The organism is Cyanobacteria bacterium FACHB-DQ100, from assembly GCA_014695195.1.
Classification (GTDB): Bacteria; Cyanobacteriota; Cyanobacteriia; order Leptolyngbyales; family Leptolyngbyaceae; genus Leptolyngbya.
The window spans coordinates 223,735-237,174 of record JACJNW010000023.1 but is presented as its reverse complement, the minus strand read 5'-3'; the positions used below and the strand labels follow the sequence as shown (position 1 = coordinate 237,174).

The following is a 13,440-nucleotide window of genomic DNA, read 5'->3' as shown; positions in this document are numbered from 1 at the left end:
AAGGCTTTCTTCTAGTTCAAATAGCGTTCTTTGGTCTGTTGAAGAAGCTAAGCTCGGAAGAGCCAAAGGTTAAACTGTATCCGGTTGCGGCTTCTGCCATTGCAGCGAAGTCAGCCGCATACACCATCAATTTTTTGGGAATACAGCCGAGATTGACACAGGTTCCGCCCAAGTTAGCAGATTCTGCGATCGCGACTTTTGCACCATAAGTTGCGGCTTTTTTAGCAGCAGCGAGTCCACCGGGATCTGCTCCAATTACAACAAGTCGTAAGTCATGATCACAGCTTTAATTTTGATCAAAGCGTAAATTGAGCGATCGCTGATTTTCGACTACCCAAAGAAAGGTTTAAGCAGAGTGAAGGGGAACCGCAGATAGAGGTGACAAAACGTTAAGCTGCTTAGAGTTTAAATGCAATCCTTTGAAGCGAAAATCATGACCGAGAAATTAAAAAAGGGCGACCATGTAGAGTGGAATACTTCTGGCAAAAAAACTGAAGGTGAAATCAAAGAAATTATCACCGAACCGACCGATTTTAAGAATCATCATTTTGAAGCATCAAAAGAAAATCCTGAGTATCGTGTGGAAAGTTCAAAGAGTGGAAAAGATGCCATTCATAAAGGTGAACAACTGAAGAAAACCAAGGAGAAAAAATAATGGCGCAACATACTGCCACGCAAAATCAAGAGACTCTCAAAGAGTTTCAAGAAGCGGTCAATATGTCGGCTAAAGAATTAGAAGCTTGGTTAAAAACAGAAGAATCTCTTTCGGTTGGAATGAAAAGCAGCGAAGATGCTGAATCCACTGGGCATCAATCGGGCAGACATACGATCAAACTTTTACATAAGAAAAAATCGGATTACGATGAGACTGACTTTAACCATATGCGGCGGGTGGTTAGCTATGTTCATCGACATTTAGCAGAAAAACCAAAAGGCGATATTGAACATACGCGCTGGCGCTATTCGTTAAAGAACTGGGGACATGAGCCGCTAAAAGATTAATCATTCGAGCGATCGTATGTGCGATCGCTCAGTCTAAAAGTTTAGGTAAATGATTATGATTCCTGAATTGGGTTTAGTTTGTATTTCTGCATCAAAAACGGTGCGATTTAAGACGATTACACGAAAGCGATTATTGCAATTTGATCTAGTCGAACAAGAGCGATTATTGCGCGAATTATATGCTGAGAATTTGCGGCGATTGGGGATTGCGATCGAGTTTTGTGCAGACAATAAAATTGGGCTTTATCGACTCGGTTCAGGAATGTTTCCGTTTGCCGATGATCCGTTAGGATCTGCAATTCTAGAAGAGTTTGCAGAAGCAATGGGGCTAGTTGGAGAGCAAGCTACTCAATTAAAAGTTCGATTGGTGCTGCATCCGGATCAGTTTGTCGTGTTGAGTTCCGATCGTCCAGAAGTGATCGAAAATAGCATCAAAATTCTCACGATGCACGCCCGGATTTTTGACCTATTAGGATTGCCTCAATCTCCGTGGGCATTGATGAACATTCACGGTGGAAAGGGCGATCGAGCCGATCGGTTAGTTGAAACCATTCGCAGCTTACCCGATAACATTCGCCTACGACTCACGCTCGAAAATGACGAATACACTTACGGCTCAGAGCAAATCCTGGCGGTTTGTCAGGCGGCGGGTGTGCCTCATTTGTTTGATGCTCATCATCATGTGATTCATGAAAAAGTGGAGAGCTACGAAGACGAAAGCGTGACTCGGGCATTTGAAGCGGCGCGATCGACCTGGGAGAATCCAGATTGGCAGGTCGTTCACATTTCTAATGGGGCGGAAAGTTTCTTAGATCAAAAGCACAATGATTACATTACGGTGATGCCAAGCTGTTATCGTCAAGCCCCTTGGATTGAGATTGAGGCAAAGCAAAAAGAATTTGCGATTAAAAAGCTTCAGGATGAATGGTTGTATTCGGATTTGAATGTGCTGCCACCTGTGATCACTGAAACAGAGGAGCCGAAAGCGGAGGAAATTCAAATTGAAGCGGTCACGCCCTCGACACAGGATGAAGAACCTTCTGATCTAATGGAGCAACCTGTTTCGGTGTAGTTAAAAGCTGAGTTTTTGAGGTTAATTATGACTTTTACACTCGATCCTGTCGTTGGTACTCCGAATCAAGAAGCTGCGCTCCAAGCCTTCGATCGGTTTGTTTCACAAATATCTCACTCCTCTAGAATGGTTGCCATTCATGATTCAGATGCCGATGGAGTGACGGCGGGAGTCGTGTGGCAACGAGCATTCGAGCGAGCCGGATTCGCCTCAGTGCATCGAGTCATTCCCGATCGAGAGCGCAATGCTTGGACACCCAACAATCGCGCGATCATTCAGTCGGCGAATCCGGCTTATCTATTTGTGATGGATTTGGGCAGCCGGTCTGAGCCTGTGATTGCTGGAATTCCGACTTGTTTTATTGATCATCACCATCCCGAAGGTGTTCCTGACGGAGATACATTAATTACCGCATACACTTGGGAACCGATTCCGAATACTTCACTGATCATTTGGCAACTGTGTCAAATGATCGCAGACATCTCTGATCTCGATTGGATTGCAGCGATTGGAACACTGAGCGACTTAGGCGATCGCGCTCCATTTGAACTGTTAACGACAGCAAAACGAAAGTACACCGCAAAGTACCTCAAAGAAGCAACAGCGCTAATCAATGCGTCTCGACGAGCTTCTCACTATGATCCGGAAGTTGCAGCACGAGCATTATTAAATCATTCCAGTCCGAAAGCATTAGTCAATTCAGAAAGTACGGATGTACAACACCTGCGATCGGCGCGGGAAGAAGTCAAATTAGCACTCGATGAAGCTCGAAAAACGGCTCCAATATTCTCTGGAAATGTGGCTCTAATTCGGATGAATTCGCCGTGTCAGATTCATCCGTTGATTGCTCAGAGTTGGCGTGGTCGTTTATCGAAAATGATTGTGATTGCGGCAAACGAAGGCTATATGCCAGGACGAGTGAACTTTGCAGCACGATCAAACAGTGCTAATGTCCTCGAATTTCTGCGGAGTCAAAACCTTTCAGTCGGCGAAGGCAGTTATGGGCATGGACATGATCAGGCATCGGGAGGTAGCTTAAGCATCGAGCTTTGGAATGAACTGTTAGAGAAGCTAGGCTTTCCCAGGACAGCGTTTGCAAAAGTATAAAACTATCCCTTAAGACTGAGCGATTTATCTCTGAGGTAGATGCAACTTTAGGTTTCGATAAACGAGCATAGAAATGAAAATCGCGTCCTCACTAAAGATAAATGCACGGTAGTTTAGTTGCGCCCCTGCCCACCCGATTGATGCCAGAGGCGATCGAATCCATTGTTACAAACAATCCCTACTACAAGGCTGAACAAACGTTCAGTGGGCTAATCGAAGCTGAGAACTTAGATCAGCGCCTGAGTGAACTTGCCGATCAGATTCGTTACTTTGAAACCGCGCTAACGTTTGCACTCAAGGAAGCTTACGATCAAGCGCAGGGTTCTGATGCAGCACATCTTTTCCTGCAGCGTGTTCTCTATCGAATCAATCGTTTGAACCTATTTTGGTATGACGATCTGACTCATTACACGAATGAGCGATCGCACTATCTGCAAAAGGTTCGCAACGAAATCGAAGCAGCTTGGCAAGCTTGGGAACTGAAGCAAATTGATACTGAAGGCTATCAATCGATTGATCTCAAACAGGCATTGCTCGATCGTTACCAAGCCGATCTCGATCCGGAGCTATCCGCCGATGCGATTTACCTGCGTAAAGAAATGCCGTTTGAAGGCTATCGGTATCTTTTAGCCATTACCTCGTTTGATGGATTGGTGGAAGCAAGCCGTTTATCGCGGATTCTTGGTGGTGCTGCAAACGAAGTACAAGCCACTTTAACAAAAGTGCTGCTTGAAGAATACGGCAATGGTCGCCTATCGCGGAAGCATTCGACCTTCTTTGCCAAGATGATGACCGAATTAAGTCTCAGCACTCAGCCAGAAGCATACTTTGATCTGGTGCCCTGGGAAGCTTTGGCAACGACAAATCACAACTTCCTGCTAACTGAATGTAAGCGTCATTTTCTGCGCTATAACGGCGGACTCGCTTACTTTGAGGTCGCAGGTCCTTCGGCATACCGCAACTATCTTGCAGCGGCACAGAGACTAGAGCTGTCTGAGGGCGCAATGGGGTATTGGGACTTGCACATCAAAGAAGACGAGCGGCACGGACGCTGGATGATCGAAAACGTGACGTTGCCTTTGGTTGATATGTATCCGCAGCAAGCTTGGCAGCTTCTGTTGGGATATGACCAAGAGAAACTCATGGGCGATCGTGCAGGTGCAGCCATTGTTGCCATGATTCGACGTGGAGTAGAAACGGAATCATTGCCTGCGATCGTGCCTCAGTAAGCGACTAAAGGTGTGAGGGGGCGGGTTGTCCGCCCTTATTTGTTTGTTGTGATTTGTGTTGTGATTTGTATTGATGAGGGTATTACCTTGACTGGGACATTATTAAAACCGATTTCGCAGACTACTGAAACCGAAGTATTTTTCTGCCCTGAAGAATCACATTTCTATTCGCATTGTTTAGAACGGTTAGTTTTTTCGCAGTGCGATGATTCACGGTTGATTGTTGAATTTGGTTCTGGGGATGGTAGCCCGGTAATCAATTCTTTGGTGCGATCGCGCTGTAATGATGTGATTCATGGGTTTGAACTGAATCCATCTGCTTATGGTGTGGCAAAATCGAGAATCAATCAGTGTAATTTGCACGATCGATATGTCTTGCACAATAAGTCATTCTTTGATGCTGCACCAACTGATGCAGATTGTTTGATCGCGAATCCGCCTTACATTCCCGCGCCGGACAATCAGATTCGGATGCCGCTCCTGCATGGCGGCATAGATGGAGCCACGTTAACGAATCGATTGCTGACCCTGGACTATGCGAACGTGATGGTCTTGATCTCAAGCTACTCGAACCCATTAGGAACTTTCAAATGTGCTGCCGAGCAAGGATACACGGTTGCAGATTTTATGGTGACACCGTTGCAGTTTGGTTGCTATAGCTCTGAACCGAAGGTGAGAAATTGGATTGAAAAGCTACGGGAAAACGGGCAAGCATTCTATTCGGACAACATCTATTTTCTTGCAGGTGTTCTGTTCCAGCATTCTAGTATTGCATCTGTCGATATGTCAGATGAGCTAGTTCGCGTCATGACTGCTTTGTAAAACCCAATTCTGTAAAACCCAATGTTGAGGGTGTGACTGATTTACACCCTTTTCCAATCGATATGTCTAAAGTTGATATCTTAATCCCAACCTACAATCGCGCTTCAGCATTAGCTGTTACATTGGCCAGCCTGATTGCTCAGACCTTTCAAGATTTTAATGTAATCATTTCAGATCAAACTGAAGATCCAAACGAAATTGCTTCCAACATAGTCCAAACGCCAGTTCGAGTTCTACGATCGCACAATCACAAAGTTCAAATCCACCATCACTTACCCCGTCGCGGCATGGCAGAACAAAGACAGTTCTTGCTGGATCAAGCAACTGCTCCTTATGTTCTGTTCATTGATGATGACATCATCCTAGAACCATTTGTCCTGGAACAATTCGTTAATGCGATCGAAGAGGAGAACTGTGGTTTTGTCGGCAGCGGATTGATCGGACTCAGCTTTATTCAAGATGTTCGACCGCACCAACAAGCGATCGAATTTTGGGATAGTCCAGTGCAGCCCGAAAAGCTCCAGCCGGGAATGCCAGAATGGGAACGTTGGAAGTTACACAATGCAGCAAACCTGTATCATATTCAGCGATCGCACAACATTACTCCAGACCAACCTCGAAAATACAAGGTTGCTTGGATTGGAGGCTGCGTGATGTATAACACTCAAAAGCTTCGAGAGGTCGGCGGTTTCAACTTCTGGACAAAGCTTCCTGAGAATCACTGTGGCGAGGATGTTTTTACTCAACAGCGAGTAATGGCAAAGTATGGCGGCTGTGGTGTGCTGCCATCTGGCGCATATCATCAAGAATTGCCAACAACGGTGGTCGATCGTAGCTTCAATGCTCCAGTTGTACTGTCGATCGATGAACCATTTGATACGATCGAGGGCAACGAGTTGAGCTTATCGTATGATTCCTGAGTTTTTCGATCGTGCTTCAGTCGGATCTGTTTGGCGTGTTCCGTATCAGCAACGAGCAATTGAAGCGGAACAATGGGCGAAAGAACACAACATTCCGCCTGCAAGTGACGATCGAATTCGGGTTTGTTTGCTAGCAATCGATGTGCAAAATACGTTTTGTATTCCCGATTTTGAACTGTTTGTTGGGGGTCGATCGGGAACTGGAGCCGTTGAAGATAATGTGCGACTGTGTGAGTTCGTTTACTGCAATTTAGGTAGCATTACCGAAATTGCTCCAACAATGGACACGCATACAGCAATGCAAATCTTTCATCCGATTTTCTGGATCAACGAAGCCAGAGAGCATCCCACTCCCGCAGCAACCCTAATTTCATATGAAGATGTGCAGAAAGGCGTGTGGAGAGTCAATCCAGCGATCGCGCCCAGCTTAAAAACCGATTACAACACCCTCAACAGTCACGCGCTCCACTACACGAAACAGCTAACCGACGAAGGCAAGTATCCATTAACGGTGTGGCCTTATCACTCAATGTTGGGTGGAATCGGTCATGCGTTAGTGTCAGCAGTTGAGGAAGCTTTCTTCTTTCATTGCATTACCCGTAAGAGTCAGACCAGCTTTGAAATCAAAGGCAGTCACCCGCTCACCGAAAACTATTCGGTGCTGAGTCCGGAGGTTCTAACGACAGTTGGCGGTGAACTATTGGCACAGAAAAATAGTCAGTTGATTGATAAGTTACTCAAGTTTGATGCGGTGATCATTGCAGGTCAGGCAAAGAGCCATTGTGTGGCTTGGACGATCGACGACTTACTCACCGAAATCCAAGCCTATGACCCTAGCCTAACCAAGAAAGTCTACCTGCTCGAAGATTGCACTTCTGCGGTTGTGGTTCCGGGCGTGGTCGATTATACCGAGCAAGCCGATCGCGCTTACGATCGCTTTGCTGCTGCTGGAATGCACTTGGTAAAATCGACCGATGCAATCTCCGATTGGTTCTAGCGTGAGGAACGGCGGCGGAGTCGGTCAATCGTGACTGCCACGATGATCACTAAACCTTTAACGACTAACTGCCAGAAGTAAGACATATTCAGCAGCGTCAAACCGTTGTTCAGTACCGCAATGATCAACGCACCCAGCAAGGTTCCGGGCATGGTTCCAATCCCACCCGTGAAGCTTGTGCCGCCGAGAATCACAGCCGCGATCGCATCCAATTCATACCCATTCCCCAACAGTCCAGTCGCACTATACAGGCGGCTGGAACTCATGATGCCTGCCAACCCTGCTAACAATCCACTCACACCATACACAAACAAGAGAATCCGACTGACTTTGATTCCGGTAAGTCGCGCTGCACGTTGGTTTCCTCCCACTGCATAAATCTGCACGCCTAGAATCGTCCGACGCAGCACAAACCAGCTTGCTAAAACAGTCAACAGCGCAATCACAACTAACCAGGGAAAGGGGCCGAGATAGTTATTGCCAACCCAAGCAAAGTTTAGATTGCGGTTCAAGACAGTCGTACCGTTTGCTACGAGGTAAGCAGCTCCTCGTAGCGCAGTTAAGCCGCCCAAAGTCACAATGAACGGAGGTAAGTCGAGAAAAGCAATCAGCGCGCCATTGATCAACCCGATCGCTAAGCCAGTTAACAATGCGGCTGGAATCGCAAACCAACCCAATGCGCTTGAAAGCGAAACCAGCACTCCAACAACCGCAGACACCCCCAAAATTGATCCCACCGAAAGGTCAATCCCTCCAGTCAGAATCACAAAGGTCATTCCCGTTGCTAGCACAATGTTGATTGATGCTTGCCGGAGAATGTTCACAGCGTTTCCCGCCGTGGGAAAGTTGGGAGTCAGCACCGAAAACAGAATGCAAATCAGAATTAGAATCGGCAGAATCCCAGCCACCTGAAGCCAGTTGTTTGCAGGTTTGCGCTGAACAGGGGGGCGATTGCTCGGTTCTCTTAACGGACGTAGTTCTGTTTGACTCATAGTGCGGCGACCTCCGATGCGCCAGTAGCATAAGCCATAATGTTTTCTTGGGTAATCTGCTGTCGCGAACCGTCAATCTCACCGACGATTCTTCCTTGACGCATCACTAACACTCGATCGCTGAGTCCGATCACCTCCGGCAGTTCGCTCGATACCATCAGCACGGCAACGCCTGTTTCCGCCAAGTCACTAATGATGCGGTAAATCTCGCTTTTTGCGCCGATGTCCACGCCGCGTGTGGGTTCATCGAGCAGAAGCACTCGTGGTTTAATCGCGAGCCAGCGAGCCAGGAGTAGTTTTTGCTGATTCCCTCCAGACAGATCCATTGCGCGAATTTCCAGGTTTGCCAGTCGAATGTTGAAGTTTTCGACCGCATCGTTAGCAATCTTGCCGAGCGTTCCCCAGTTAATCACTCCTGCTTTGGCATCCTTTCTCAGCATATTGAGGATGATGTTTTTGCCAGAACTCATTTCGAGAAATAAGCCCTGATCTTTGCGGTCTTCGGGGACATACCCAATTCCAGCGGCGATCGCATCTTTGGGCGATCGAATATCGAGCTTCTGACCATTTAGAAAAATCTCACCGCTCGTTTTTGGATCAGCTCCAAAAATCAGCCGCGATAGCTCCGTTCGTCCGGCTCCGACCAGTCCCGCTAAACCCACAATTTCACCCGCCCTCAAAACTAAATCAGTGGGTTGCACCTTGCGCCCATCGCTGATGTGCCGGGCTTCCAAAACAACATTGCCGCGATTTGAGCGGCGTTCATGTTGATAAAAGCCCTGCATTGATCGACCCACCATCATTTGCACCAATCGTTCCGGAGAGATCTCAGCGCGATCGAGCGTTCCAATATACTGACCATCGCGTAATACACTGACCCGATCCGCCAGCGCATATACTTCCTCCATGCGGTGACTGATGTAGACGATCGCAATTCCATCCCGTCTCAGTCGGTGAATCACTTCAAACAGACGTTCTGTTTCTCGTTCGGACAGTGCCGCAGTCGGTTCATCCATCACCAAAATGCGGCTATTGTCTTTGAGGGCGCGGGCGATTTCGACTTGTTGCTGTTCTGCAATCGACAGCTTTGAAACCACATCATCGGGTGAAAAACTCGCACCCAGGGCTTGCAGGACTTTGACCGCTTCCCGGTGCATGGCTTCGCGATCCAACAGTTGCCCGCGATTGATCTCGCTGCCCATAAAGATATTTTCAGCAACCGTCAGATTCGGAGCGACATTCAACTCTTGATAAATTAAATTAATGCCTGCTCGTCTGGCGATGCCTGGATCAGTAATGTTGAGCCGCTGACCATTCACCCAGATCTCGCCCTCATCAGCAATGTAAGCCCCCGCTAAAATTTTCATCAATGTGCTTTTTCCGGCACCGTTTTCACCCATCAGGGCATGAACTTCACCCGGATAAAGCGTGAGATTGACGTTTTGTAATGCAGGAACACCGCTAAACCGTTTCGTAATCCCCTTCATTTCGAGAACTGGAGTCGCGATCGACGGATTGTGCGGCACGGATTGTTGATTCATTGTCATTACTGCCACCCCTTGTATTGGCTCACGTTGTCTCGCGTAATCAACTGCACAGGGATTTGAATGTTGGGATTGGCGGGTCTTTGACCGTTGAGAATGTCATTACCGACCTGCACCGCTTTCTGAGTCATGCCCAATGGATTTTGGGCAGCAGTCGCGACAAACAAGCTGCTCTTATCTTCGATCGCCGATTTTGCTTCCGGTGCGCCGTCCACTCCGACAATAAAGAAATCACTGCGTTTTGCTTGTCGTGCTGCAAGTTCTGCGCCCACCCCGCACGGATCGTTGATGGCAAAGACCGCATCGATTTTAGGAAACGAGACCAACAAATCACTCATCACCCGCAATCCACCGTCCCGGCTCCCTTCGGCGTTTTGATCTTTGGAAAGAACTTTAATTCCGGGATATTTTGCAAAAACCTTTTCGCAGCCTTCAACGCGATCGAACACTGATTGCACAGGTGGACCATTCACAATCACCACATTCCCTTTGCCTTTTAAGCGATCGGCAATGTACTGACAGCTTAGTTCTCCCGCTTGCAGATTGTTCGAGGTAATGGTGGCATCAACTCCACCGCCAGCCCCCGTATCTACTGCAATGACCACCGTTCCAGCTTGTTTTGCTTTTTCAACCGCAGGCGCAATTCCTTGACTATCCGCAGCATTAAGAATGATCAAACTGGTGTTGGCTGCAATAAAGTTTTCAATCTGGTTGAATTGTTGGTTTAAGTCATATCCCGTCGAAACCACGGTTGTCCGAACACCATCTCCGCCGATCTTTTGCGCTTCGGATTGTGCACCTCTGCCCATCAATACAAAGAAAGGATTACTCAGATCACCAACGGTTACAGCAACCGATCGCAGCTTTGAGTTTGCGTTGTTCTGGTTGGTTTGCTGAGTCGATGAACACCCAACTAAAACACCGCTGATCAGCCCCAAAGCGCCCACCGCACCCAAACCACGGCATAACGCTCTGTGAAATCTATCCACGTTCTTTTCTCTCCCATAAGCAACTGAATGAGAGTCAACTGAATCTAAACCTGCATACCATCGCGCAAATTTGGCACGATCGAACCTGTCTCAGTCTTTCAGAACTTCATGCCTGAATGATGCGAAGGATTGAAGCGGACGACATAAAAATCGCGCTGCTACAAAGAATCATGATTAAATCAGTCTTGAAGTGAAGTCGTCTTGAGAACAGCGTTTCAATAAAGCGAAGAATTGCAATGGTTTTTGCAGAGATGTATTCAAATTGAATTCCTAACTTTTATCGTGCGCTGAACTAGAAATCCGACACATCCATCTAACTGTGTACGGCTAAGGATAGATTAAAAGAATGAGTCAGCAAAAGTAGCCCTGGCTGCGAATTTGCAGCTTTATTGCGTTTGATTGCAGCCAGAGGGGTTCGTAAAATGTAACCTAAAACACTAAGCTTTCTTTACCCAAAGCGATCGTGGCATCAGACAATGAATCGTCTTCGCGCCCGGTTCAATTCGTCCGATTCGCGCATCCATCGCTAAACTTGCCAGCGCATAACTATCCAACATCGATAGCTTCCTTAATCGTGCAATCCGCTCGATCATTTGCATCGAAGCAAGGTTCATTGCAGTCTGCACATCGGCATTTGTCGCCGTTGTGACATAACTATCGCGGGTGTCTTGCGTTGGATTAGGAGCGCGTTTCGGGCTGGCTTTCTTCGGCAACATACAGTAAGTGCCTTTCACCTGATTAACGATCTCAGCAACCTGGCAATCGCCGTAATCGTTCATGAACTGCTGTGCTTCTTTGCTCGATATGCGTTTCCAGTCTGAGACAAATTTCACCGTTTGTTCGTTCAGCATATCAACGGCTTTGTTGAGATCGCGATCGTATCCCAAAGTAATCCAGTGAGTTGGTGTTTCAATCCGAGGAAACGAGAGCGGCGTTTTTTTGATCACTTCGATCGTCATGTTCAATTCACTAAACGCACTCTCGATCGCGGTTAAATTCACTTCTCCATTTCCTTGTGCCGCATGAGAATCACCCGACCACAACAATGCGCCCTCAACAAACACAGGTAGATAGATTGTTGTTCCTTGCACCAATTCGCGACAGTCCAAATTCCCCCCATGCGCCCCTGGTGGAACCGTACTATATTGACCGCTTTCTGCTCTTGCAACCCCAAGAATTCCGGGGAACGGACGCACGGGAATCTCAATTCCCGGTAAAAATTCCGTCACACCCCGACCCAGATCGAGATAGAAATGCTTGACTTGCGCTTCAGTGAATTTGTCCGGGAACTGTCCTAATTTCAGATTGCCAGGAAGGTTCCAGTTCGCGCCATAGCTGCGGGGAACAATCCGATTGATCCGCACCTTCAGCACGTCACCGGGCATCGCTCCTTCCACGAAAATTGGGCCTGTGACGGAGTGAGGGCCGCGACCCGGATAATCGACGCGGAGTTTAGTGATTTGTTCGATCGACGATCCTGGCAAAATCTGATTCAACGATGCCATCATCGTTTCCATCACGACGGTATCACCAGATTTGATTCGAGCACGAGGCGGTTCTGCATTGTTAAACCAACCCCACTGCGCCGTTTCATCGTTCGCGGGTAAGAGATACACGCCGCCTTGATATTGACCGACGTAGCCTTGTCTTAGCGCGTTGATTTCAGGACGCTTAGAAGGTTGATTATCTTGGGCGTTTGCTTTAGAGAGCATGGATACAGCGGCAGCACTTGCAGCACTGCCGATTAGAAAATCTCGACGCTTGGGCATATAGAAATAATGGGTCAGGTCGGAATTCATTATTTCCTACGGGTTCGCTATAAAATGTGACATAAGCTACTGTTTACACGGTTGGCAGGTCGGGCAGAAATGCGACGATCGTCCCGCCAACTTTACCCGCTCGATCGTCGCTTCACAGTTGCGGCAGCGATCTCCATCCCGCCCATATACCCAAGCAATCCCGCCATAGTTGCCATTCACCCCCGACACATCGCGAAAATCGCTAAAACTCGTTCCTCGCGCTGCAATGCTATCTTTTAGCACTCGAATGACATTCGCTCGGAGTTTAGAGGCTTGTTCGATCGATAACTCACTACACAAAGTCTCCGGATGAATGCCACTGAGAAATAAAGCTTCATCTGCATAGATATTACCAATTCCCGCAACTAAGGCTTGATCAAGCAGTGCATTTTTAATCGGACGCTTCCGGTTTTTTAGCTGTTCGTAGAAGTAGAGATCTGAAAAGTTATCAGAAAATGGCTCATGGCCTAATCGCTGAAGTCCCGTAATAATCGTTTTTGGGTCGCGATCGTCCTCGACGTGCCACATCTGCCCGAACGTGCGCTGATCCACAAACCGAAGCTCTCGATCGTGATCAAAAAACAGTCTTACTCTCGTATGTTTCTGCAATGGGTCTGATTGTTTCACCCACAAAAGCTGTCCGGTCATTCGCAAATGCACACCGAGCCAGCCCACCGGAGCTAATTTCGCCAAAAGGTACTTGCCGTAGCGCTGCCATTCTGCGATCGATAAGCCCTGCAATCCAGCGATAAACTGATCAGCGATCGGGTAAGCGATCGTGCGATCAAGTAACACGTCTCCACCAACGATCGGCTGATTTAGCGTCACTTGGTTTAAACCCAATCGAACCGTTTCAACTTCAGGCAGTTCAGGCACAGCGAATACACTCGTAAAAGTCCATTCTAAAAAACTGAGCCAGCACCAACAGAAGAAAGGTACTGGCTCAAACTTAATTATCGCAGAGAAA

Annotated in this window: 13 protein-coding genes and 1 pseudogene; 8 read left to right on the top strand and 6 right to left on the bottom strand. The window is 47.5% G+C overall.

The genetic code is table 11. From position 1 onward, the window contains the following. Nucleotides 1-103: 103 nt before the first annotated feature. Nucleotides 104-256: pseudogene (locus H6F51_09195) on the bottom strand (FAD-dependent oxidoreductase). A 177-nt stretch (nt 257-433) separates the two neighbouring features. On the opposite strand from H6F51_09195, the gene H6F51_09190 reads away from it, so the two are divergent. The 8 genes from H6F51_09190 (at nt 434) to H6F51_09155 (ending at nt 7,149) form a co-directional block, all read left to right on the top strand. Beyond that, entirely contained in the window at nt 434-655 is a 222-nt protein-coding gene (locus H6F51_09190) for a DUF2945 domain-containing protein (protein MBD1822672.1), read from the top strand. Beyond that, nucleotides 655-1,002 carry a DUF3140 domain-containing protein gene (locus tag H6F51_09185; protein MBD1822671.1) on the top strand — a complete coding sequence of 116 codons (348 nt, stop codon included), beginning with the start codon at nt 655-657 and terminating at the stop codon, nt 1,000-1,002. Before H6F51_09190 ends, H6F51_09185 begins: the two co-directional genes overlap by 1 nt. A gap of 55 nt (nt 1,003-1,057) precedes the next feature. Next, entirely contained in the window at nt 1,058-2,074 is a 1,017-nt protein-coding gene (gene uvsE / locus H6F51_09180; protein MBD1822670.1) for a UV DNA damage repair endonuclease UvsE, read from the top strand. Nucleotides 2,075-2,101: 27 nt separating this feature from the next. After that, entirely contained in the window at nt 2,102-3,181 is a 1,080-nt protein-coding gene (locus H6F51_09175) for a DHH family phosphoesterase (GenBank protein MBD1822669.1), read from the top strand. A 101-nt stretch (nt 3,182-3,282) separates the two neighbouring features. Then, on the top strand, nt 3,283-4,410 hold the full coding sequence (locus H6F51_09170; GenBank protein ID MBD1822668.1) for an iron-containing redox enzyme family protein: 1,128 nt from the start codon (nt 3,283-3,285) through the stop codon (nt 4,408-4,410). Between the two features lie 111 nt (nt 4,411-4,521). Continuing rightward, complete coding sequence (locus H6F51_09165) at nt 4,522-5,232, top strand: SAM-dependent methyltransferase (GenBank protein ID MBD1822667.1); 711 nt, start codon at nt 4,522-4,524, stop codon at nt 5,230-5,232. Nucleotides 5,233-5,294: 62 nt separating this feature from the next. Further along, a complete protein-coding gene (locus H6F51_09160; protein ID MBD1822666.1) occupies nt 5,295-6,152 on the top strand; it encodes a glycosyltransferase family 2 protein in 858 nt (285 codons plus the stop codon). Continuing rightward, on the top strand, nt 6,142-7,149 hold the full coding sequence (locus H6F51_09155; GenBank protein MBD1822665.1) for an isochorismatase: 1,008 nt from the start codon (nt 6,142-6,144) through the stop codon (nt 7,147-7,149). Before H6F51_09160 ends, H6F51_09155 begins: the two co-directional genes overlap by 11 nt. On the opposite strand, the gene H6F51_09150 is transcribed toward H6F51_09155, so the two are convergent. The 5 genes from H6F51_09150 to H6F51_09130 all read right to left on the bottom strand — a co-directional run bounded on the left by H6F51_09150 (nt 7,146) and on the right by H6F51_09130 (nt 13,349). Further along, nucleotides 7,146-8,141, bottom strand: coding sequence for a ribose ABC transporter permease (locus H6F51_09150; GenBank protein ID MBD1822664.1), 996 nt, complete (start codon nt 8,139-8,141; stop codon nt 7,146-7,148). The two genes, H6F51_09155 and H6F51_09150, sit on opposite strands and share 4 nt — an antisense overlap. Then, nucleotides 8,138-9,688 carry a sugar ABC transporter ATP-binding protein gene (locus H6F51_09145; protein ID MBD1822663.1) on the bottom strand — a complete coding sequence of 517 codons (1,551 nt, stop codon included), beginning with the start codon at nt 9,686-9,688 and terminating at the stop codon, nt 8,138-8,140. Before H6F51_09145 ends, H6F51_09150 begins: the two co-directional genes overlap by 4 nt. Beyond that, complete coding sequence (locus H6F51_09140) at nt 9,688-10,674, bottom strand: ABC transporter substrate-binding protein (protein ID MBD1822662.1); 987 nt, start codon at nt 10,672-10,674, stop codon at nt 9,688-9,690. The genes H6F51_09145 and H6F51_09140 overlap by 1 nt, the downstream gene beginning before the upstream one ends. A gap of 437 nt (nt 10,675-11,111) precedes the next feature. After that, entirely contained in the window at nt 11,112-12,443 is a 1,332-nt protein-coding gene (locus H6F51_09135; protein ID MBD1822661.1) for an acetamidase/formamidase family protein, read from the bottom strand. Nucleotides 12,444-12,509: 66 nt separating this feature from the next. Continuing rightward, nucleotides 12,510-13,349, bottom strand: a complete 840-nt coding sequence (locus H6F51_09130) for a DNA-formamidopyrimidine glycosylase (GenBank protein ID MBD1822660.1) — start codon at nt 13,347-13,349, stop codon at nt 12,510-12,512. Between the last annotated feature and the right edge of the window lie 91 nt (nt 13,350-13,440).